Here is a 20,459-nt window from a genome sequence, read left to right on the forward strand (position 1 = left end):
TATTTCCGTTTTAACATACATTATAGTTTCCTGTTCTTGCCTTGTAATCTCATTCTTTGCTAATTAATCATATTAAAATCTCATTCCTCTACTTTTTCTTGGTTCTTCTACTGATTTCCGTAAGCCTTGCCGAAGTTTCTCCCATTGCTCTTTGAACCATTCGCCTATCGGTTGTCTGTTTATCGTCAATACCAATTTGTTTTCATTGGTCGGATTGTCTTCCACCTTGAAGACATCATTTTTGATTTCAAACTTCCGTCTGTGTTCTTCGAAATAGATTTTTCCATTGCATTTGATAGCTTCTTTTTTTGTCAAAAGACTGTTTACCATATCTTTGGTAAATCCGATGGCATAGCATAGTCTTTCCATTCTTAACATTTCTTTGAGTAATGGAAACCAGTCAAACGCTTTTTTAAGAATGGTGCTCAAATGTGATATTTCCTTGTCTTTGGCTTCAAGTTCTTTATTATGTATTTCTTGAAGATTACGGATTTGTTTACCATACTGTTCCTGCATTTGTTGCATTTGAATTTTTAAGTCATCAATGCTTTTGTCACGCTTGGAAATTTCATACCGTAAACCTTCGTTGGCTTAGCTTCAATGCCCATCTGAACTTGGTAACCATCCGTGGATGGATGGCAATGGACATACCTCCCGCTTGTTGATGCATTACATTCAATTCTTTTATAATCTCTTCCCAACCAAGATATTCAAGAAAAACAGGGGTGAGCATATCCTTGCTTTACGTCAGTCACAAGAAGAAGATAGCAATCCGCCTTTCTTGGTATTTATGACTGGGCAATTAAAAAATCCCTCTCTTTGGAAATTGAACGGTTCAATGCTTCGCAGAAGAGAGGGTCTAGCTTTATGTTCTGAGTAGTTAAAAGGATAATAATAGTGAAGATATTGTTTGTTTTTTGAATATCGTTCGTATATTTGCGAACAATATTCAAGATATGGAAGAAAAGAAAGATTATACAGCTACCCAAGAACAATTGGCGAGATTTGCCAAAGCATTGGGACATCCCGCCCGAATTGCCATTATGCACTTTTTGGCAAAGCAACAAACCTGTTATTTTGGAGATATTCACGAAGAACTTCCTATTGCTAAAGCAACGGTATCCCAACATTTGAAAGAGTTAAAAGATGCAGGACTTATACAAGGAGAAGTGGAAACACCTAAAGTGAAATATTGTATCAATCGAGAGAATTGGCAACTGGCCCGTAAACTATTTAAGGATTTCTTCGGGCAATGCATCTGTAAATCGGGGGAGTGTTGTTGATAATCTCCCTTTTTTTTCAACATCAATGTTCGTTGTTTTACGAATTACGTTTAATATAATAAATTTATAAATTATGGAAATCAAAGTATTAGGAACAGGCTGTGCAGGTTGTAAAGCTCTGTATGTCACAGTTGAGCAAGTAGTAAAAGAGTTAGCATTGGAAGCAGTAGTAACCAAAGAAGAAGATTTGATGAAGATTATGGAATACAATGTAATGACGCTTCCTGCTCTTGTCGTGGACGGTAAGGTTGTGGGAAAAGGCAAACTTTCTGCCAAAGAGGTAAAAGATGTATTAACCAAATAAGTCTGATTATCATGAAACGCTTTTTATTCCTTACTACTGTTTGTATGTTTTCTATTTGGGGAATAGCTCAGATTGGTACAGATACCTATGTAGAAGTTCTCTATTTTCATGGCAAACAACGTTGTGTAACTTGTAAAGCCATTGAGAAACACACGAAAGAAGTAGTTAATACCGATTTGGCGGAGTTGGTCCAAAACGGCCAACTTCGTTTCAAAGAAGTGGATATTTCAACTCCAAAAGGCGAAAGGCTGGCAGAGAAATATCGTGTCAGTTGGTCCTCCCTTTATATAAACAAATGGAAAAACGGCAAAGAAGAACGTAACGACATGACACGCTTCGGTTTTCAAAAGGCCCGAAACGATGCAGCAACATTCAAAAAAGAATTGCAACAGAAAATCAGCCGGTTGCTAAAATAATAATACTGCTTTATGGAATACTTACAAACATTGTTGGACAATAGTGAAATACCTATTATTACCGCTTTTCTGCTCGGTCTGCTGACTGCTGTTAGTCCTTGTCCATTGGCTACCAACATTACCGCTATCGGATTTATCAGTAAGGATATAGACAATCGCAACCGGATATTTTCAAATGGTGTTCTATACACTTTAGGACGTGTATTGGCATACTCAGCATTGGGCACGATACTTATCGCGATACTCCGGAAAGGGGCAGATATGTTTGCCATACAAAAAGGCATCAGCGAATGGGGAGAACTGTTGCTTGCTCCTGCTTTGATGCTAATAGGGTTGTTTATGCTATTGGGCAATAAATTGCAATTGCCAAAGTTCGGATTTTCCGCTACCGAAAAGACAGAAAAGCTAAAAGGTTCATGGGGCAGTTTGTTGCTGGGGATATTGTTTGCCATGGCCTTTTGCCCTACCAGTGGGTTATTTTATTTTGGTATGCTTATTCCCATGTCGGCTATGGAAAGTGAGGGGTATTTGTTGCCTATCATTTTTGCATTGGCAACAGGGCTTCCGGTTATGCTTGCGGCTTGGATTTTGGCCTACAGCATAGCAGGGATAGGAAAGTTTTACAATCGTGTGCAAACTTTTCAGAAGTGGTTCAATTATATGGTAGCCATACTGTTTATCCTGGTTGGTATTTATTATGGATTGAGTAATTGGGGTATAACATCAATAGAATTATGATACAAAGATTTGCTGATTGGCTGGTGCATGACATCTTCGGCTTGGATGCTTCAACAGCTTTAGGAGAAGCTGTCAACTTCTTCTTTTATGATACAATAAAGATTCTGATATTACTATTTTTCATCAGTGTGATAATGGGCGTTGTCAATGCTTATTTCCCGATAGAACGTTTGCGCGATTACTTGACTTCCCGCAAATTATATGGATTGCAATATTTCCTTGCCGCCTTATTCGGTGCTATTACCCCGTTCTGTTCCTGTTCTTCCATACCGTTGTTTATCGGATTTGTGAAAGGGGGCATTCCTTTGGGGGTAACATTTGCCTATCTGATAACCTCGCCGTTGGTAAACGAAGTTGCCGTCGCTATGTTTATCGGCACTTTCGGGCTACGCATTACCACTATCTATGTGACCGGCGGGATTCTATTGGGTATGGCAGGCGGATTTATCTTAGGCAAGATGAAATTGGAATCTTACCTGAGTGACTGGGTAAAACAGATACAGCAAACTTCAACTTCCGACTCCGGCACATGGGAGAAAGAGCATACACCTTTTTTAAAACGGCTGCCGGTAATCGTGCGGGAAGCATGGGCGATTGTCAGAGGAGTGCTTCTGTATATTCTCATAGGTATTGGTATCGGGGCGTTTATGCACAGTTATGTGCCGGAAGGATTTTTCGAGCAGTATATGTCGAAAGAAAACTGGTTTGCAGTTCCTTTGTCTGTTGTTCTGGCAGTGCCGATGTATGCCAATGCTGCCGGGATAGTGCCGGTGATTGAGGTATTTGTGGCTAAAGGTATTCCCATAGGAACGGCAATCGCTTTCATGATGGCGGTAGTCGGGCTTTCACTTCCCGAGGCTACACTGCTGAAGAAAGTGATGACATGGCGTCTGATAGGACTTTTCTTTGCGATAATCACGTTGTTTATCATCGCATTGGGCTATTTGTATAATATGGTGTTGTAATTTTGAATCCTTTGCTTCAAAGTTCAACCGAACAGCTTATAGCAACATAGCCCCAATAAGAATAATGCCCCAAAACATAGGCCAAGAACCAGATACACCTTCAACAGATGCACTTTGTCTGCCTGTTCTTTTTCTATGGTGTTTTTGCGGATTTCCTCCAGTGTCTCGACGGAGACGTCGGGCAAGTCCGCATGGCCCCCTTTGCTGACAAGGTACTTGTGATGTTCTTTCATCCTTTCCCGATTCAGTTTACGAAGCTCACGGTTCATTTTGTCCCGTTGCAGCATATCATTCACGCAGCCTAATGTTCCCATATGCAGATTTTATATGTCAGTCTCCTACAAATATAGAAATTAATTCCTTATCTGCCATAATAATCAACGTTTTATGAAGGGTAGTTGCACAATGAAATCCGTTTCGGGAGACATAGTTTCGTATTTGCAGGTTGTTGACAACCGTATGACCGGTTTGCAGGACATATAGATGCAGCGTTCACCGCATATATATCCTATGTCCAGCATCCATATCACCTGCACGCAGCATATATATGCGCTGTAACAAGCTGATTATAAAACTACAACAACGGCATTTGGCACATAAGGAAAGACGATTTGAGCATACTTGTCGAAATGTACTCGTAACGGATATATCCTTGCCCATATCCATAGAGAGAAAAGAAGACGATGATGAATGTGAATTTGGCTGACAGTTTCATAACTTGGTTGGTTTTGTTGATTTGCTGCAAAGCTACTGCCATGAAAGGCTGCTGCCAAGCATTTGCCGACGAAGAGTAGAATCGGCAGTTCAGTTTGTATCGGGGAAAACAGATATTTCCCATCATTTCCGAATCAATACTACAGAAGCCGCTTACTCAAATAACGTACAGGATACCACACAGAAAGGAAACCGACAGCCAGCACTGTCACAAAAACAAGCACTACATCCCAAACATGAACACTGACGGGATAAGCATCTACGACAAAGGTACCACCACCGCTACCGAGCGAGATGACACCAAATTGCTGTTGGATGAAACACAAGACAAGACCTGAAATAATGCCGGCAGCAGCACCAAAGAGAGAAATAAGCCGGCCTTCAAATAGAAAAATGCGAGAAATAAGTTTGTCGTCGGCTCCAAGATTGCGCAAGGTCACCACATCGTCTTTCTTGTCTAAAATCAGCATGGAAAGAGAACCGATTACATTGAAGCAGGCAATCATCAAGATAAACGTGAGAAATAAATAGGAAATCAACTTCTCTATCTCCATAATACGGAAGACATCCGCCTGTTGTTGATAACGGTTTTGGACAAGGAAGTCATCACCCAGCATCTTTTCTATCTTAGATTGTACGGATGAGGCGCTGACATCAGGCTTCAATTTCAATTCTATAGCAGAAACTTCAGTCCTATAATCCAGCAGTTGACGAAGGAAATCAAGAGAGGTAAGAATATATTTGCCGTCATACTCCTGCTGATTGACGGCAAACACGACACCGGGAGAATAGAGATAGTCACGATTAAAGGAAGCACCGGGATTCGCCATATTCATTTTGGCATTCCGTTTGGGAAGATATACTTGAAGAGGATCGACGAATTGCAACCCCGTACCTAAGGTTGCCACTAATTCCACTCCCATCACCCCATAATTCACCACCGAATCATGCAGAAGAAATTCACCGGCACCGTAAAGAATACTATCAATGGCGGTCAGTTCCTGAAAATTGTCTTCTACTCCCTTCAACACAACCATAGCCTGCCGGTCTTTGTATTGGACCATTGCATTCTCCTCGAGCGTTTCTGTAAAGACGGCAACTTCGGGAAGTGAACAAACCTCACAAATCCGCTCGTTCCGTCCGTCAAAGACTTTCCCTTCACGGGCTATAATTTTAAGCTGCGGATCGAATGCTGTGAAGAAACCGGCTACCATATCCTGAAATCCATTGAAAACGGAAAGCGTACAAACCAATGCAAGTGTGGCAAGAGCCACCCCGCACACTGAGATACCGGAGATAACATTAATAGCATTATGCTTCTTCTTCGAAAAAAGATAACGCCGGGCTATATAGAAGGGAAAATTCACCTCTGCTATGAATTACTTCAGCAATGAATCGATTTTCTCGATATAATCCAACGAATCGTCCACGAAAAATTTCAATTCGGGAATAATACGTAATTGGTGACGTACGCGAGTACCCAATTCATAACGGATGGATTTCATATTGTCATTGATATTCTTCACCATTTCCCCTGCTTTTTCTGACGGGAAAACGCTGAGATAAACGCGGGCAATACTCATGTCGGGGCTGATACGAACTGCACTAACGGACACCAATACACCCGGCATCGCTTTCGTTTGAAGCAGGAATATCTCACTCAATTCTTTTTGCAATAGACGAGAGATTTTATTCTGTCTTGTTGTTTCCATAAAGTTGTTTACTATTTTGCGATTTACTATTTTACTATTCTTTTTCTTATAATTGTTAACCCGTCGCGCAAAGGCAGTATTACTTTCTCCACCCGTTCATCTTGCGCCACCAAATCATTGAAGGCTTTGATTCCTATCGTTTGGGTATCGGTATTACGGGGTTGCTCAAGAACATGACCGTCCCATAAAGTATTATCTGCAATGATATATCCTCCCTCAGAGAGATGTGCCAACGTCATCTCGTAATATTCAATGTACTTACGCTTGTCGCCGTCGATAAACGCCATATCAAAGGTGATACCTAAATCCGGAACAAGTTCTAAAGCATCGCCGATATAGAACCGGATTTTATCCGCATAAGGTGAGTTTTCCAGCCACGGACGGGTAAAGTCTTCCTGTTCGTCATTTATCTCGAACGTATGCAATATTCCATCCTCCGGCAATCCTTCTGCCAAGCAAAGGGCTGAATATCCGCTATATGTCCCGATTTCCAATACCTGGCGGGGGCGAATCATTTGCACAAACATTTTCAACATCCGCCCCTGCAAATGCCCGGAAGCCATACGAGGACGAAGGAGCTTTACGTGTGTATCCCGATAGAGCGATTTCAAATAATCGCTCTCGGGATCAATATGCTGCAAAATATATTCGTCTATCGATTCGGTTTCCTGCATGACACTTACCTCCTGCTACTAAATTTACAGATAACGGTTTCTATTCGGCAATACAGTCTCCTCCGCATGCTTTAACGCATCCTCTACGACATTGATTTCAAGGAATGAAGTCTGTGTTCCGGCTTTTCCGCTACTCAAATATCCCACCATATCAGTCGGTTGCAAACGCCCCTCTTTCAGCAATCGGCGCAATGCGGCGAAGTAATATTCCTGTCCGTTTGCCAATTCGGGCATATAGATAGCTTCCACTCCGTAAGAAAGAGCCAGATGACGCATCGTCTTTTCCTTATAACAGATGGCAAGCACCGGATATTTACCACGGAAAGCAGCTAGATTACGGGCGGTACGTCCGCTATAGCTATCGGTAATGATGGCACGTATCTTCAGTTTAGAGGTAGCCTTCACAGCCTGTTTGGCAAGGAATGCTGTTACATCATTGCTATTTTCATCCAACGGAATACGTATATCGTTGTCCGACAATTTGTCTTTCTCCGCCTGTGATGCGATTTTAGTCATTGTTTTTACGGCATCCACCGGATATTTGCCATATGCAGTCTCACCGCTCAACATCAGAGCATCCGTACGATAATAAATTGCATTGGCAATATCAGTAACCTCCGCACGGGTCGGGCGAGGATTATTTATCATTGTATGGAGCATTTGGGTAGCGACAATCACCGGTTTCTTAGCCAAAATACACTTACGGATCAGTACGCGCTGAATTCCCGGAATGCGTTCCTGCGGAACTTCAATACCCAAATCGCCGCGAGCAACCATTACTCCGTCGGCCACTTCAAGGATTTCGTCGATATTGTCGACTCCTTCCTGATTCTCTATTTTAGCTATAATTCTAATATCGCTGTTGTGAGCATCCAGAATTTCGCGGATATCGAGTACATCCTGACGGTTACGCACAAAAGAATGGGCGATAAAATCAATATCCTTCTCAATGGCATAAAGGATATTATTACGGTCTTTTTCCGTTAATGAGGGAAGATTGATACGGACACCCGGCACATTCACGCTTTTACGGCTTCCCAGGGTGGCTTCGTTCTTCACTTCACAAAGCAGATAATGGGCAGTTTTATCAACAACTTCCAGTTCCAAGTCGCCGTCGTCAATCAGAATCATACCACCGACATTCAAATCTTGCACAAAATTAGGATATGATACGGCAATACACTCACGGGTGGTTTCGAGTTCAGGATTGCCAACCACTTTTACTTTATCGCCTATTTTATATGGAATCGGTTCAGCATTCGCTGTCGTACGCACCTCGGGGCCTTTGGTATCCATCAGGATTGCGATACGGTTGGATACCGCACGCACATTTGCAATCAAAGCTTCAAAACCTTCACGGCTGGCGTGTGCGGTATTCATGCGCACCACATTCATTCCAGCGTCAAACAATTGTTTTATAAAGTCCACATCGCAACGCCTATCCGAGATGGAAGCCACAATTTTAGTTTGTTTCAATAACATAGTCTTTTTACCTATTATATATATTATACCTTTTGTTTATTCTCTTCCAACAACGCTTCCAGAGCCAAACGATACGAATTCAGCCCAAAGCCGCAAATCACCCCTTTGCAAGCGCAAGCAATCATAGAGATATGCCTGAAAGTCTCCCGACTATGCACATTGGAAATATGTACCTCTATCACCGGAGCTGTCACAGAACGAATAGCATCCTGCAAGGCAATGGAAGTATGCGTATATGCACCTGCATTCAGAATAATACCGTCCGCATCAAATCCTGTCTGCTGAATGCAGTCGATAAGTTCCCCCTCAATGTTCGATTGAAAATAGGCGATTTCCACGTCGGCGTATCTTTCACGAAGTTCAACCAGATAATCTTCAAATGTAACACTGCCGTAAATGGAAGGTTCGCGCTTGCCCAACAGATTTATATTCGGGCCATTAATAATTTGTATCTTCATCGCACAATCCTATTTTTTCGTATCTTTGTATCCAAAGAACAATAATTCAGGCTACAAAGGTAGAAAAAAGAAATGGAAATCAACGAAAAAAAGCAGAAGAAGGAACAACAGGCCGTGATAATCAAGAAGTACCAGCAATATCTCAAATTGGAAAAATCCCTATCACCCAACACGCTGGACGCCTATCTCACGGATTTGGACAAACTGATGAGTTTTCTTACCTTAGAAGGAATAAATTTCTTAAACGTATGCCTCACCGACCTCCAACGTTTTGCGGCGGGATTGCACGACATCGGTATCCATCCCCGTTCGCAAGCTCGTATCTTATCGGGAATCAAATCATTCTTCCGTTTTCTCATCATGGCCGATTATTTGGAGACCGATCCGAGTGAGCTTTTGGAAGGCCCCAAATTAGGATTCAAAATCCCCGAAATACTGACAGTAGAAGAAATCGACCGAATCATCGCCACCGTCGACCGCAGCAAAGCCGAAGGGCAACGGAACAGAGCCATTTTAGAAACACTATACAGTTGCGGACTCCGCGTTTCGGAGCTTGTCAACCTCAAACTGTCCGATCTTTACTTTGAAGAAGGGTTTATCAAAGTGGAAGGAAAGGGGAGCAAACAGCGCCTTGTCCCCATCTCTTCGCGGGCCATCAATGAGATTAAACTTTACATAACAGACCGCAACCAGATAGAGGTGAAAAAGGGACACGAAGATTTTGTTTTCGTCAGCCAACGAAGAGGCAAAGGGCTTTCGCGGATTATGATTTTCCACATGATAAAAGAATTGGCAGAAAAAGCAGGCATTACCAAAAATATCAGCCCGCATACTTTCCGGCACTCCTTTGCCACTCATTTACTGGAGGGTGGTGCCAACTTACGGGTCATTCAATGTATGCTCGGACACGAATCCATAGCAACCACCGAAATCTATACGCACATCGACCGCAATATGCTTCGTTGTGAGATTATTGAACATCATCCGCGAAATATCAAGCACCGGAAAGAGAAAGAGTCATTATTTCATTAAATTATGATAAAAACGCCCCTCCATCCATATAATTAATATTAAGAATGAATATCTTTGCATTACTTTTTCCATGCCAAACGGAAAGAGGTATAAGAATGGGCTATATTTCAATTACAAACATTTAATTTATACCTAAAAATGACAAAGAAGTTGTACTTGCCTTTACTCATGGCAATGATTGTTGCATTATTCTCTTCCTGCAACAAAAAAATGGGTCCGTTATCAGCCGATTACTTTACTGTTACTCCTCAAGTGCTGGAAGCAGTAGGTGGTAAAGTTCCCGCTACTATCAATGGTAAATTCCCCGAAAAGTATTTCAACAAGAAAGCTGTGGTAGAAGTTACTCCGGTTTTAAGATGGAATGGCGGCGAAGCTAAAGGTCAGCCGGCTACTTTCCAGGGCGAAAAAGTAGAAGGCAACGACCAGTCTATCTCCTACAAGATGGGTGGTAACTACACAATGAGAACTTCTTTCGACTATGTTCCCGAAATGGCTAAGTCTGAACTATACCTCGAATTCAAAGCTACTATCGGCAAGAAGGTGGTTACTATCCCTGCCGTAAAAATAGCCGATGGCGTTATCTCGACTTCCGAATTGATTAACAACACATTGGGCAACGCAAACCCTGCATTGGGCGAAGATGCTTTCCAACGTATCATCAAAGAGAAACACGATGCCAACATCATGTTCCTGATTCAGCAAGCCAACATCCGTTCGAGCGAACTGAAAACTGCCAAAGCGTTCAACAAAGAAGTTGCCAACATCAACGAAGCTGCCAACAAGAAAATCAGCAACATTGAAGTTTCGGCTTACGCTTCTCCCGACGGTGGTGTAAACCTGAATACTACACTGGCCGAAAACCGCGAAAACAACACAGCCAAAATGTTGAGCAAAGACTTGAAGAAAGCTAAAATCGACGCCCCAATCGATGCTAAATATACTGCACAGGACTGGGAAGGCTTCCAAGAATTGGTTTCTAAATCAAACATCCAAGACAAAGAGTTGATTCTCCGCGTATTGTCAATGTATCAAGACCCTGCACAGAGAGAACAGGAAATCAAAAACATCTCTTCCGTTTACAAAACATTGGCAGACGAAATCCTTCCGCAGTTACGTCGTTCTCGCTTGACTTTGAACTACGAAATCATCGGTAAGTCGGACGAGGAAATCGCCAAGTTGGCTTCTTCCAATCCTTCCGAACTGAACATCGAAGAGTTGCTGTATGCAGCTACACTGACCAACGAAACCGCTAAGCAGGAAGCTATCTACACACAGGCTACGAAACAGTTCCCCAACGATTACCGTGCTTACAACAACCTGGGTAAACTGGCTTACCAGGCAGGCAACTATGACAAGGCTGAATCTTACTTCAAGAAAGCTGCCGGCGTAAACGCTTCTCCCGAAGTGAACATGAACTTAGGTTTGATTTCCTTGATGAAGGGCGACAAGACTGCTGCCGAAGCCTGCTTCGGCAAAGCTGCCGGAACCAAAGAACTCGGCGAATCAATGGGTAACCTCTACATCGCTCAAGGCCAATATGAAAGAGCTGTCAACTCATTCGGCGACGCTAAGACCAACAGTGCTGCTTTGGCTCAGATTCTTGCCAAAGACTACAACAAAGCCAAGAACACACTGGCAAGCGTAGAAAGACCGGATGCTTACACCGACTACCTGATGGCAGTGTTGGGTGCAAGAACCAACAATTCTTCGATGGTGACAAGCAGCTTGAAGAGCGCAGTTGCCAAAGATTCTTCATTGGCTAAGAAAGCAGCTACCGATCTGGAATTTGTCAAGTACTTCACCAATGCAGATTTCATGAGCATCATCAAATAAATAGAAAAACTCCTTCTATTTTAAATATTCAGGATTGCCTGCCATTCTGTATGGCGGGCAATTTCTTTTTAAATACAACTATGAACACACGCAGCAATTACCTTTATGTCCTGCTCTTCATCGGCGTCGTGATGCTGGCGAGCAGTTGCCGGCCCACCTCTTCTTCGTTGCTGAAAGAAGCGATGAGCATGGAAACGGTGTCAACCGACAGCATCTTCTTCTACCTACAGCAAATAACACGGCCCGACCAATTATCTCCCGACAAGCAAGGCGACTATTACCTGCTCTCCTACAAAGCGACGCTATGGAAAACCGGAATCTCCAACGATTCACTGCTCCGCCGGGCACTCGCCTGCTACCGGCAAAGCAACCGCCAAGACAAATGGCTGCAAGCCTATACCGAACAATGCGCCTCTCACTTCTATCACGGACGGCCCGATTCCACCCTGGCAGCTACCGGACAACTATTAGCAAAGGCCCGGCTCAACGACACACTAAGAGCACGCATCTATGGAGTAAGAAGGATGGCCTACTACCAAAAAGGCAACTACCCCCAGGCGCTTGCAATGGCCGACAGCAGCAGGCAGATAGCCCTCAGAAGCAAAGACACGCTTGCCTACTTCTCCACCACGCGGTTGTATCTGCAAATCGTAAAGAAGGTGCAACGTTACGAACAATACACCCAAGAATACGGACAGTTAATCGAAATGCTCAGAAAGTCGGCCAACCACCGGCCGCTTGTCTACTACGCACTCGAAAACCTGTTGAACACCAGCATCGAAAGAAAAGATTTCCGGCAAGCGACAGCATACCTCCAGCAATTATCGAGCGAACGCCACAGCCGCTTCGAAGTGCCTCACTACCTGCTCCTCCGCGGAAAGACATTTGCCGCCCTGCACCAGCCGGACTCTGCCCAATACTACTACCGGCAAGCCGCAAGCTCCACCTCCAATTTCATTGCAATGGAGGCAAACGCCCTATTATTCAATCTGATAAACAAAGAAGAGTATCCGGAGCAGGCCTTCTATTGCAAACAGAAGGAAAACACCATCAAAAACGACATACTAATCAGCATACAGTCGGACATCAGCCAAAGAGAGTTCAACGAGCTTAAACTGCAAAACGAACTCTACCAGCTCAATCTCCGGCAACAGAAGCAGGAGTTATGGACATTGGGAATCGTCACCATCCTGCTCAGCGTAGGGTTCATCATCCTCTTCTTCTACCAGAAGGAGAAAAAGGAGCGCCTGCAACAAGAAAACCTGCTGCTGCACAAAGAAGCCGAACTAAGCGAATGGAGAGAGAAAGAAATCAGACAGAGAAACAAAGAGAGCGAACTGCGCGAAGCGCTTTTCAGACGAATCGTTTTCTTCAACAAGCTGCCGTCGCTCCATACCGACGACAGGCAGAACGAAGCCGCCGCCAACAGCAAGATTGCAGTAACAGAGGCAGAATGGGCAGAACTGATAGCGGTGGTGAACGACGCTTTCGACAACTTCGCCGTCCGTTTGCAAAAGGCTTACCCATTGTTGGGCAAAAAAGAAATCGGTTTCTGCTGCCTTGTCAAAATCAATGTCAACATACAAGACCTTTCGGACATTTACTGCATCAGCAAAGCTGCCGTCACCAAGCGGAAATACCGAATCAAAACCGACAAATTGGGCATTACCGACGAGAACATCAGTCTCGACAGTTTTCTGAAAGCATTTTAACCGCGCGAATGTTTTGTCCGCCTATCCAAGAGTTTATAGAGCAGCTATTCTATTCATAATCAATGGAAAGAGCAATAGGGACACAGCTATTCTTGTCCGCCTGTTTTTTTGTTTTTCTATGAATTTCGTTCTACTTTTGCCTCGGTGCAAAGGAGGAAAACAGTAGCAACCCAATTAAATATACCCCGTATGAAAAACAAAAGTATTATTTTCAGTTCATGCGCCTGTTGCCTATTGGCCTTCGCGGCCTTTACAGCGAACAGCGAAGTTGAAAAAGACGCACTGGCTCTTTCGCCCGTGGTGGCCAAAAGCGTAAACACTCCTACCGGGAAACTGATTTCCTGCAATCTGAAAGCCTTGAAAGACACGGTAGACATCCCCTTGAGCTATCTGACGGAAGAGCTTCAGGTAGTGCAACTGGACAACCGCGACGAAGCGTTGGTGGGAGGATACGTACGCACCACGGTGAGCGACAACTACATCCTGGTGAGCAACCACAAACAGACACCCTACAAGCTCTTCACCCGCGACGGTAAATACATTACCAGCATCGGAGCATACGGACAAGGCCCGAACGAATACCGCAACACGTATGCCGAACAACTGGACGAAGCCCACAACCGCATCTACATCCTTCCGTGGCAAAGCGACAAGTTGCTTGTATTCGACCTCAAAGGCAACCCGCAGCCCCCTATCCCGTTGTGCCTGCGCGTGCCGAAGGGACAATTCAGGGTAGACACGGAGAAATCGGAAGTGACAGTCACCACTTTGCCATTCGAGGGATATCCGGCCGTCGTATGGACACAAGACTTCACGGGCAAACGCAAGAACTTTGTCCCCGCCCGACACCTGACCGTGCCGCGCGACTTCAGCAACGAAGTATGCATGGGCAACAACACGTCCGCCTACGACCTGATGCTGATGGTCATCATGCCCACACCGCGCACCGACAGCCTGTACCACTACAACCACGCCCAAAACCGGCTCGAAGCGCGCTTCACCGTCGAATATCCCGACAAGGAAAAAATGCCCTGGCACGGCTACTACGAATGCCCGCGCCACTTCATCGGCGACGTATCTCTGCCCGTACAACTGTCCGCCAACACTTGGGGAAGCAGCCAGCCTGCCCATTACATCGTCGACAAACAGACCATGCACGGCAACTACTTCCGCCTGTACAACGACTTTTTAGGGACGGAAAGTATGCAAATATGGCCCTCCTTCAGCAACGGATACTATGTGAAAAACATGGAACCGGCAGAACTCAAGGAAACGCTGGAGAAAGAACTGGCCCGAAAAGGACTCTCCAACGCCGCACGCAAACGTGCGCAAGCACTGCTGAAATCACTGGACGAAGACAATAACAACGTTGTCCTCTTTGCCAAGATGAAGAAATAAGCAGGGCGGGACGCTGTCCCCCGCCTGCCAAACGGCGGATTTTCACACTGAGAATCAATCCGTTACAGCGCATATATCTCCTGCGCGCAGGGGATATATGCGGTAGACATTGGATATATAGATGCTGGAAGTTGGACATATATGCGCTGGAAACCGGACATATATCTCCTGCAATCGGGCGACAAAGCAAGGAAAAACAGCGCAGCCGCCAACTGAAAATCCGCCCCAAATCCTAAAAAGAGACCGTGCTCCGACGAAAGAGCCGGTCTCTTCTTTTTTTTTATCCATAAAAACCGTACTTTCGCAGAAAAGAAATCAGAACAATGAAAAAGAGCACCATTCTAATCCTCATAATCACAGCCTTGTCTGGTTGCAGCAAACCCTCCAAAGAGGCAACCATCATTGGTGAAATCAAAGGACTGACAACAGACACGCTTTACCTATACGGCATGGACGAAGTCTTCGACCGGATAGACACCATCTTCGCCGAAGACGGCAAATTCACCTACGCCGCCCCGGTAGATACCGTCACATCCGCCTTTCTGCTCATCAACAACCGCACGGAATACCCCCTGTTTATCGACAAAAGCAACAAAATCAACGTAAAAGGCGACATGGGCAGCTCCGATGTCCTGACCATCGACGGCAATATATACAACCGTGAATTCACCGCCTTCCAAAAAGAACTGGAAGGGCTCGGTTCGCCCACGCAACAGGCCGTCCGGCAGAAAGCCGAGGAATTCATCCGGCAACACCCCTCCTCCTTCGTCAGCATCTACCTGTTGGACCACTATTTCGTGCAGGACGAAGCGCCCGACTTCAAACTGATAAAGAGACTCGTCGAATCCATGTCGGGCATCCTGCAAGACAAACGCTACATCGAACAACTGAACGAAAACATCACACAGGCAGAGAAAACCGAAGTCGGCAAATATGCACCGTACTTCAGCCTGCCCAACGCCGAAGGGACCAAAATAACCCGCTCGGCCGAAGCGTTCAAAAAGAAAAACCTGCTCATCAACTTCTGGGCCTCCTGGGCCGACAGCCTTTCCAACCGGCAAAGCACCGACGAACTGAAAGCCCTCTACAAAACATACAAAAAGAGCAAGCACATCGCCCTGCTCGGCATTTCGTTCGACACGGACAAGGAGCAATGGCAAGCAGCCATCGAACGCGACACGCTCGACTGGGAACAGGTCTGCGATTTCGGCGGACTCAACTCGGAGGTTGCCAAACAATACTCCGTCGGCCTCCTCCCCGCCAACATTCTGCTCTCGGCCGACGGCAAGATTTTAAGCAAAAACCTGCACGGGGAGGCACTGAAAAAGAAAATCGAAGAAACAGTTGCCGCCGCCGAAGCGAAGGAGAAGAAAGAGAACAAAAAGAAAAAATAACCCACATCATGTTAATAAAGATATTCGGCGCGGCTGTTCAAGGGATTGACGCAACACTTATCACCATCGAAGTAAACAGCTCGCGAGGCTGTATGTTCTATCTTGTCGGCCTGCCCGATTCGGCTGTCAAAGAAAGCCACCAGCGCATCATCTCCGCCCTGCAGGTGAACGGCTGCCAAATGCCCACCAGCAAGATAATAATCAACATGGCTCCCGCCGACATCCGCAAGGAAGGCTCTGCCTACGACCTTCCGCTCGCCATCGGCCTGTTGGGAGCAAACGAAACCATCTCTTCCGAAAAATTCTCCCGCTATCTGCTGATGGGCGAACTGAGCCTCGACGGCACCATACAACCCATCAAAGGCGCACTCCCCATCGCCATCAAGGCCAGGGAGGAGGGCTTCGAGGGACTGATTGTCCCACAACAGAACGCCCGCGAAGCTGCCGTAGTGAACCAACTGACGGTGTATGGCGTGAGCAACATCAAAGAAGTCATCGAATTCTTCAACAACGAACGCGAGTTGGAACCCACCGTCGTCAACACACGCGAAGAGTTCTACGCCCGGCAAAGCAACTTCGACTCCGACTTTGCCGACGTAAAAGGGCAGGAAAACGTGAAAAGAGCCCTGGAAGTAGCCGCTGCCGGCGGGCACAACCTCATCATGGTGGGCGCCCCGGGAAGCGGTAAGTCAATGATGGCCAAACGCTTGCCCTCCATCCTCCCTCCTCTTTCGTTGCGAGAGAGTCTTGAAACCACCAAGATACACTCGGTAGCCGGCAAACTGAACCGGAACTCATCGCTGATAACCCAACGCCCGTTCCGCGCGCCCCACCACACCATTTCGCAAGTAGCCTTAGTGGGTGGCGGCAGCTTCCCCCAACCGGGCGAAATCAGCCTGGCGCACAACGGTGTCTTATTTCTCGACGAACTGCCCGAATTCAGCCGCAACGTGCTCGAAGTGCTCCGCCAACCGCTGGAAGACAGGCGAATCACCATCTCGCGTGTGAAAAACAGTACCGACTATCCCGCCAGCTTCACACTGATAGCTTCCATGAACCCTTGTCCCTGCGGCTACTACAACCACCCCACAAGGGCTTGTGTATGCAACCCCGGACAGGTACAGAAGTACCTGAACAAAATCTCAGGTCCTTTGCTCGACAGGATTGATATTCAGATTGAAATCATCCCCGTCCCCTTCGACAAGATTTCCGACCAGCGAAGAGGTGAGTCGAGCGCCGCCATCCGCGAAAGGGTGATAAAAGCCAGGGAGTTGCAAGAGATACGCTACGCCGAGCATCCCGGCGTCTATTGCAATGCCCAGATGAGCAGCAGGCTGCTGGCGATGTACGCCCAACCGGATGACAAAGGGCTCGCGCTATTAAAGAATGCAATGGAAAAACTTAACCTGTCCGCCCGCGCCTACGACCGGATACTGAAAGTGGCACGGACCATCGCCGACCTGGACGGGAGTGAACGGATTCTTCCTTACCACTTGGCGGAAGCTATCAGTTATAGGAATCTGGATAGGGAGAATTGGGCGGGATAGGCAATCCCGCCCGGGATGGGATAGTGAGTATAACAGACCAATCAAAGAATTACAAATATCAGTTTCTTCCATAAAGAAGGAATCTTTCCGCACGTCCCGGAGTCAGCAATTCCCACAAAGAAGCAACAGTCCATCCGGGTGCAAAAATATCATTATAATAGCCTTTCCCATTTTTACCATAGTCCCAATTTGTATGCTGCACCACCTCTGGATAAAAACCAGATTTTGCAATCCCGCACAAATGTTCTTTACAAGGTAATAACTGACGCATAGATGTAGATATCACTTCTACAAAGTCGGCCATACGAGGCTCTGCATACTCTTTTGAAAGCCATTGAAGTACCGATGCAAATTCAAAAATAAAAACATCAATATGATTGTTCTCCACCGAAACATTCCCCCATCCACGAGTTTTAAATCCTATATCGCCCAACATTTGTCCCGGTGCAAAAGGAACATCCCACAGGTAATACCACGATAATGCAAAATAAGCTGCCTTTTTCGCCAAATCAGCATAGTGTTTATGCTCTTCTCCTTTTGTGATTAACGCAAGATAATACGCAGCAGTAGCAGCATAAAGCGAGGCCTCTTTATCTTCGCAGTTCGCATCCAACGTAGACGAGAAATAATCGGCCTTTGAGATAAGTTCTTTCTCTAAATAATCGACAGTCCGTTTAGCACTGGCTAAATAACGTTTGTCTTTAAAATATTTATACCCCATCACCAACGGCAATGTAGCCGAAGGCGTACTTCCTCCACTTGAGTCAACAATCGTAAAATCATCAAGAAACTTACGAGGAAAGCTACCGTCACTACTCTGCAACTGTAAAAACAAATCCAAGATAGACCTCACTTTCTGCTCCCACTCCGGATGGCGACGCCCATTTTCTTTTTCGTAAGCCAAAAAGTGAAACATTGCATAAACACCTTCCGACTGACGACGAATGCTATGAGTCGGGTCCTCATATCCCCTATCAAAGTTCACTGACTCTTTGAAGAAACCGGCTTGCGTAAAACCATTCCTCAAATAACTATCAAATATCCTTGCACTATTCGCCTTCAGTTCTTCCCGATTGGACTGCCAGCCATATTCCCACGCATTAAATGCATTAAGAAGTACCCGACCGATAAAGCCAACCTCGGCTTGCCCATTTCTTTCGCAATCACTTGTTTTGAGATGTATGCCGGAGTTATAAACCAATGGCTGATTTTCAATCAGACTGTGGATGAAAAAACAGCTAAGTATTTGTTTCATGTCCGCTATTGAGTAGGAGTTTTCTACTGGTTGCGGAGCATAAGTGTCATAACAATATTCCCATGTACGCTGAATAAAACCAGAAAAATCATCGGCACTGTTTTCCATTATTCTCCATGTCAATAATACGGTCTCACCTTTCCTGATAAGTTGGAAGGCTTCCACTTCAGGTGCTAATGTCAATTTACGAATATAACTCTTAGGAGCTTCCCGATAAGGGAAACCAAAAGAAAGCATAGACGCTCCCTGCCGATTTTCAAACCCGGTAAAGCCCAAAGAAGTCTTGCCCGAAAGAATGATTTCTCCTTTGTTATGTGTGGCTAAAGCATCTACTGAAAAATTGTCCACGCGGTTAACAACCATGAATCTTTTTTCTTTCTCACAAAAAATTCCAGTAAGAGGTGCACTCAATCTATCTTCACGAACGAGCCAACTATCTGATGTACGAAACGAAGGAGCTTCTTTGGGAGAACGCAGGTTACGACGATACCAGAATCCCGGCATATAGAACTGACAATCATCGTGACGATAGCCTGTATTCAATAACTGACGATAATTGAAATAAACATCTTGTGCCGCCGTTAATTGTACTGTCAATTGTACACACTCCTCTTTTTCTTCCACTTTATGGAATATCGTTATTGGCAATTTCGCATCCGAACGATATTCATAATCAAAATAACTGCTTTCCAAACAAACCGAATGTAACTTGTAATCTACAGCATCGTTACCCGGAGTTTTTAAAGATAACTCCACTTTCACATTTTCAGGATTATATCTTACTTTCCCCATACAAACAGTAGCAAACAAAGCTACCACACAGCTCACAAATATCTTCACTATGATTCTCATATCTCTCTTATCCATAGTCATAATTAAAATTTTATCTTTTTCGCAGGAATCAGTCGAACAGGACCTATTAACCCTGATTCTATCAATGGCGAGTCTTTCCGGTAATGTTTCCAAGTAGTGAATGCCACTCTTCCGCCTTCCGGTTTATTTACTCCATTTCTATACCAGTCCGGTAGCTTTCTGATAGCCCCACGGCTCAAAGCAGCAATTCCATTTACTCCCCCTCCGGGTACATACTCGTTTTCCTCCGGCAACTGTTCATCCCCAATCAGACGATTCGTCCATTGATTAGTCACTTTTATTTCCAATGTATTTTCGCCCGGCTTCAGCACATCAGTGACATCAATCAAATACGGACGGGTCCAAAGGATTCCTTTGTTTACTCCATTGACAATCACCTCCGCCATCACCTCTACTGCACCCAAATCAAGGAAAACAACTCTATTCTCAGACATCATAGAAGGTTTCACAACAAAGTTAGTTTTATATGTAGCTGTACCAGAAAAATATTTAACGCCCTCATTTTCGTGTCTATGCAAAGAGAACAATTTGGGCAAACTTATTTTTTCCGGTGCTCCCAGTCCTTTCGGGAAGCTAACCTCCCATTTCTGATTTATCATCACCGGACTTCCTGTTTTTTCAACCTTTACCTCTCTTTTTATACCGTCCGATGTAACAAATTCATAATTC

At 45.1% G+C, this 20,459-nt stretch carries 20 protein-coding genes and 2 pseudogenes; 12 read left to right on the forward strand and 10 right to left on the reverse strand.

Annotation, left to right across the window (positions count from 1 at the left end; translation table 11 throughout):
- Positions 1-72: 72 nt before the first annotated feature.
- Positions 73-591, reverse strand: a pseudogene (locus QZ331_RS10075) (mobilization protein); the annotation flags it as partial.
- Between QZ331_RS10075 and QZ331_RS10080 the strand changes: the two are divergent.
- The 6 genes and pseudogenes from QZ331_RS10080 to QZ331_RS10105 all read left to right on the forward strand — a co-directional run.
- Positions 585-876, forward strand: a pseudogene (locus tag QZ331_RS10080) (cell filamentation protein Fic); the annotation flags it as partial. The pseudogenes QZ331_RS10075 and QZ331_RS10080 overlap by 7 nt on opposite strands.
- 80 nt (positions 877-956) lie before the next feature.
- The gene (locus QZ331_RS10085) at positions 957-1,283 is read left to right on the forward strand and encodes a metalloregulator ArsR/SmtB family transcription factor (protein ID WP_294629875.1); all 327 of its coding nucleotides are present in this window, start codon (positions 957-959) and stop codon (positions 1,281-1,283) included.
- Between the two features lie 73 nt (positions 1,284-1,356).
- Positions 1,357-1,587 carry a thioredoxin family protein gene (locus tag QZ331_RS10090; protein ID WP_294629877.1) on the forward strand — a complete coding sequence of 77 codons (231 nt, stop codon included), beginning with the start codon at positions 1,357-1,359 and terminating at the stop codon, positions 1,585-1,587.
- 11 nt (positions 1,588-1,598) lie between these two features.
- Positions 1,599-2,003 carry a nitrophenyl compound nitroreductase subunit ArsF family protein gene (locus tag QZ331_RS10095; RefSeq protein ID WP_294629879.1) on the forward strand — a complete coding sequence of 135 codons (405 nt, stop codon included), beginning with the start codon at positions 1,599-1,601 and terminating at the stop codon, positions 2,001-2,003.
- A 12-nt stretch (positions 2,004-2,015) separates the two neighbouring features.
- Entirely contained in the window at positions 2,016-2,741 is a 726-nt protein-coding gene (locus QZ331_RS10100) for an aromatic aminobenezylarsenical efflux permease ArsG family transporter (RefSeq protein ID WP_294629881.1), read from the forward strand.
- Complete coding sequence (locus QZ331_RS10105) at positions 2,738-3,706, forward strand: permease (RefSeq protein ID WP_294629883.1); 969 nt, start codon at positions 2,738-2,740, stop codon at positions 3,704-3,706. Before QZ331_RS10100 ends, QZ331_RS10105 begins: the two co-directional genes overlap by 4 nt.
- Positions 3,707-3,729: 23 nt before the next feature.
- Here QZ331_RS10105 and QZ331_RS10110 read toward each other — a convergent pair whose 3' ends face one another.
- From QZ331_RS10110 to aroQ, 7 genes are all read right to left on the reverse strand, one after another.
- Positions 3,730-4,020: a hypothetical protein gene (locus QZ331_RS10110; protein ID WP_294629884.1), complete on the reverse strand. Its 291-nt coding sequence runs from the start codon at positions 4,018-4,020 to the stop codon at positions 3,730-3,732.
- 260 nt (positions 4,021-4,280) lie between these two features.
- Positions 4,281-4,547 carry a hypothetical protein gene (locus QZ331_RS10115; protein WP_294629885.1) on the reverse strand — a complete coding sequence of 89 codons (267 nt, stop codon included), beginning with the start codon at positions 4,545-4,547 and terminating at the stop codon, positions 4,281-4,283.
- 13 nt (positions 4,548-4,560) lie between these two features.
- A complete protein-coding gene (locus QZ331_RS10120) occupies positions 4,561-5,787 on the reverse strand; it encodes an FtsX-like permease family protein (RefSeq protein WP_294629887.1) in 1,227 nt (408 codons plus the stop codon).
- Between the two features lie 12 nt (positions 5,788-5,799).
- Positions 5,800-6,132, reverse strand: coding sequence for a 30S ribosome-binding factor RbfA (gene rbfA, locus QZ331_RS10125; RefSeq protein WP_294629889.1), 333 nt, complete (start codon positions 6,130-6,132; stop codon positions 5,800-5,802).
- Between the two features lie 26 nt (positions 6,133-6,158).
- Positions 6,159-6,806 (reverse strand): O-methyltransferase, encoded by a 648-nt coding sequence (locus tag QZ331_RS10130; RefSeq protein ID WP_294629891.1) that lies wholly within the window; start codon positions 6,804-6,806, stop codon positions 6,159-6,161.
- A gap of 24 nt (positions 6,807-6,830) precedes the next feature.
- Positions 6,831-8,288: a pyruvate kinase gene (gene pyk, locus QZ331_RS10135; protein ID WP_294629893.1), complete on the reverse strand. Its 1,458-nt coding sequence runs from the start codon at positions 8,286-8,288 to the stop codon at positions 6,831-6,833.
- A gap of 23 nt (positions 8,289-8,311) precedes the next feature.
- Positions 8,312-8,746, reverse strand: coding sequence for a type II 3-dehydroquinate dehydratase (gene aroQ / locus QZ331_RS10140; RefSeq protein ID WP_294629895.1), 435 nt, complete (start codon positions 8,744-8,746; stop codon positions 8,312-8,314).
- Positions 8,747-8,818: 72 nt separating this feature from the next.
- Here aroQ and xerD point away from each other — a divergent pair, with 72 nt between their 5' ends.
- The 6 genes from xerD to QZ331_RS10170 all read left to right on the forward strand — a co-directional run bounded on the left by xerD (position 8,819) and on the right by QZ331_RS10170 (position 17,662).
- A complete protein-coding gene (gene xerD / locus QZ331_RS10145; protein ID WP_294629896.1) occupies positions 8,819-9,778 on the forward strand; it encodes a site-specific tyrosine recombinase XerD in 960 nt (319 codons plus the stop codon).
- A gap of 138 nt (positions 9,779-9,916) precedes the next feature.
- Positions 9,917-11,611 (forward strand): tetratricopeptide repeat protein, encoded by a 1,695-nt coding sequence (locus tag QZ331_RS10150; RefSeq protein ID WP_294629898.1) that lies wholly within the window; start codon positions 9,917-9,919, stop codon positions 11,609-11,611.
- An 80-nt stretch (positions 11,612-11,691) separates the two neighbouring features.
- Positions 11,692-13,323, forward strand: coding sequence for a hypothetical protein (locus tag QZ331_RS10155; protein WP_294629900.1), 1,632 nt, complete (start codon positions 11,692-11,694; stop codon positions 13,321-13,323).
- Between the two features lie 189 nt (positions 13,324-13,512).
- A complete protein-coding gene (locus tag QZ331_RS10160; protein WP_294629902.1) occupies positions 13,513-14,721 on the forward strand; it encodes a 6-bladed beta-propeller in 1,209 nt (402 codons plus the stop codon).
- Positions 14,722-15,044: 323 nt separating this feature from the next.
- Complete coding sequence (locus QZ331_RS10165) at positions 15,045-16,115, forward strand: TlpA disulfide reductase family protein (RefSeq protein WP_294629904.1); 1,071 nt, start codon at positions 15,045-15,047, stop codon at positions 16,113-16,115.
- Positions 16,116-16,123: 8 nt separating this feature from the next.
- Complete coding sequence (locus tag QZ331_RS10170) at positions 16,124-17,662, forward strand: YifB family Mg chelatase-like AAA ATPase (RefSeq protein WP_294629906.1); 1,539 nt, start codon at positions 16,124-16,126, stop codon at positions 17,660-17,662.
- A 58-nt stretch (positions 17,663-17,720) separates the two neighbouring features.
- On the opposite strand, the gene QZ331_RS10175 is transcribed toward QZ331_RS10170, so the two are convergent.
- Together QZ331_RS10175 and QZ331_RS10180 are read right to left on the reverse strand one after the other, a co-directional pair.
- Positions 17,721-19,709: a hypothetical protein gene (locus QZ331_RS10175; RefSeq protein WP_294629933.1), complete on the reverse strand. Its 1,989-nt coding sequence runs from the start codon at positions 19,707-19,709 to the stop codon at positions 17,721-17,723.
- Positions 19,710-19,792: 83 nt separating this feature from the next.
- Positions 19,793-20,389, reverse strand: coding sequence for a glycosylhydrolase-like jelly roll fold domain-containing protein (locus tag QZ331_RS10180; protein ID WP_365976184.1), 597 nt, complete (start codon positions 20,387-20,389; stop codon positions 19,793-19,795).
- Between the last annotated feature and the right edge of the window lie 70 nt (positions 20,390-20,459).

The organism is uncultured Bacteroides sp., assembly GCF_910586915.1.
GTDB lineage: Bacteria > Bacteroidota > Bacteroidia > Bacteroidales > Bacteroidaceae > Bacteroides.

Coding starts and splice junctions, on each gene's coding strand:
- QZ331_RS10155 (WP_294629900.1), top strand. CDS start 11,692: ATGAACACACGCAGCAATTACCTTTATGTCCTGCTCTTCATCGGCGTC.
- QZ331_RS10170 (WP_294629906.1), top strand. CDS start 16,124: ATGTTAATAAAGATATTCGGCGCGGCTGTTCAAGGGATTGACGCAACA.
- aroQ (WP_294629895.1), bottom strand. CDS start 8,746: ATGAAGATACAAATTATTAATGGCCCGAATATAAATCTGTTGGGCAAG.
- QZ331_RS10100 (WP_294629881.1), top strand. CDS start 2,016: ATGGAATACTTACAAACATTGTTGGACAATAGTGAAATACCTATTATT.
- QZ331_RS10180 (WP_365976184.1), bottom strand. CDS start 20,389: ATGATAAATCAGAAATGGGAGGTTAGCTTCCCGAAAGGACTGGGAGCA.
- QZ331_RS10115 (WP_294629885.1), bottom strand. CDS start 4,547: ATGATGGGAAATATCTGTTTTCCCCGATACAAACTGAACTGCCGATTC.
- rbfA (WP_294629889.1), bottom strand. CDS start 6,132: ATGGAAACAACAAGACAGAATAAAATCTCTCGTCTATTGCAAAAAGAA.
- QZ331_RS10090 (WP_294629877.1), top strand. CDS start 1,357: ATGGAAATCAAAGTATTAGGAACAGGCTGTGCAGGTTGTAAAGCTCTG.
- QZ331_RS10150 (WP_294629898.1), top strand. CDS start 9,917: ATGACAAAGAAGTTGTACTTGCCTTTACTCATGGCAATGATTGTTGCA.
- QZ331_RS10160 (WP_294629902.1), top strand. CDS start 13,513: ATGAAAAACAAAAGTATTATTTTCAGTTCATGCGCCTGTTGCCTATTG.
- QZ331_RS10130 (WP_294629891.1), bottom strand. CDS start 6,806: ATGCAGGAAACCGAATCGATAGACGAATATATTTTGCAGCATATTGAT.
- QZ331_RS10095 (WP_294629879.1), top strand. CDS start 1,599: ATGAAACGCTTTTTATTCCTTACTACTGTTTGTATGTTTTCTATTTGG.
- QZ331_RS10175 (WP_294629933.1), bottom strand. CDS start 19,709: ATGGGGAAAGTAAGATATAATCCTGAAAATGTGAAAGTGGAGTTATCT.
- QZ331_RS10165 (WP_294629904.1), top strand. CDS start 15,045: ATGAAAAAGAGCACCATTCTAATCCTCATAATCACAGCCTTGTCTGGT.
- pyk (WP_294629893.1), bottom strand. CDS start 8,288: ATGTTATTGAAACAAACTAAAATTGTGGCTTCCATCTCGGATAGGCGT.
- xerD (WP_294629896.1), top strand. CDS start 8,819: ATGGAAATCAACGAAAAAAAGCAGAAGAAGGAACAACAGGCCGTGATA.
- QZ331_RS10110 (WP_294629884.1), bottom strand. CDS start 4,020: ATGGGAACATTAGGCTGCGTGAATGATATGCTGCAACGGGACAAAATG.
- QZ331_RS10105 (WP_294629883.1), top strand. CDS start 2,738: ATGATACAAAGATTTGCTGATTGGCTGGTGCATGACATCTTCGGCTTG.
- QZ331_RS10085 (WP_294629875.1), top strand. CDS start 957: ATGGAAGAAAAGAAAGATTATACAGCTACCCAAGAACAATTGGCGAGA.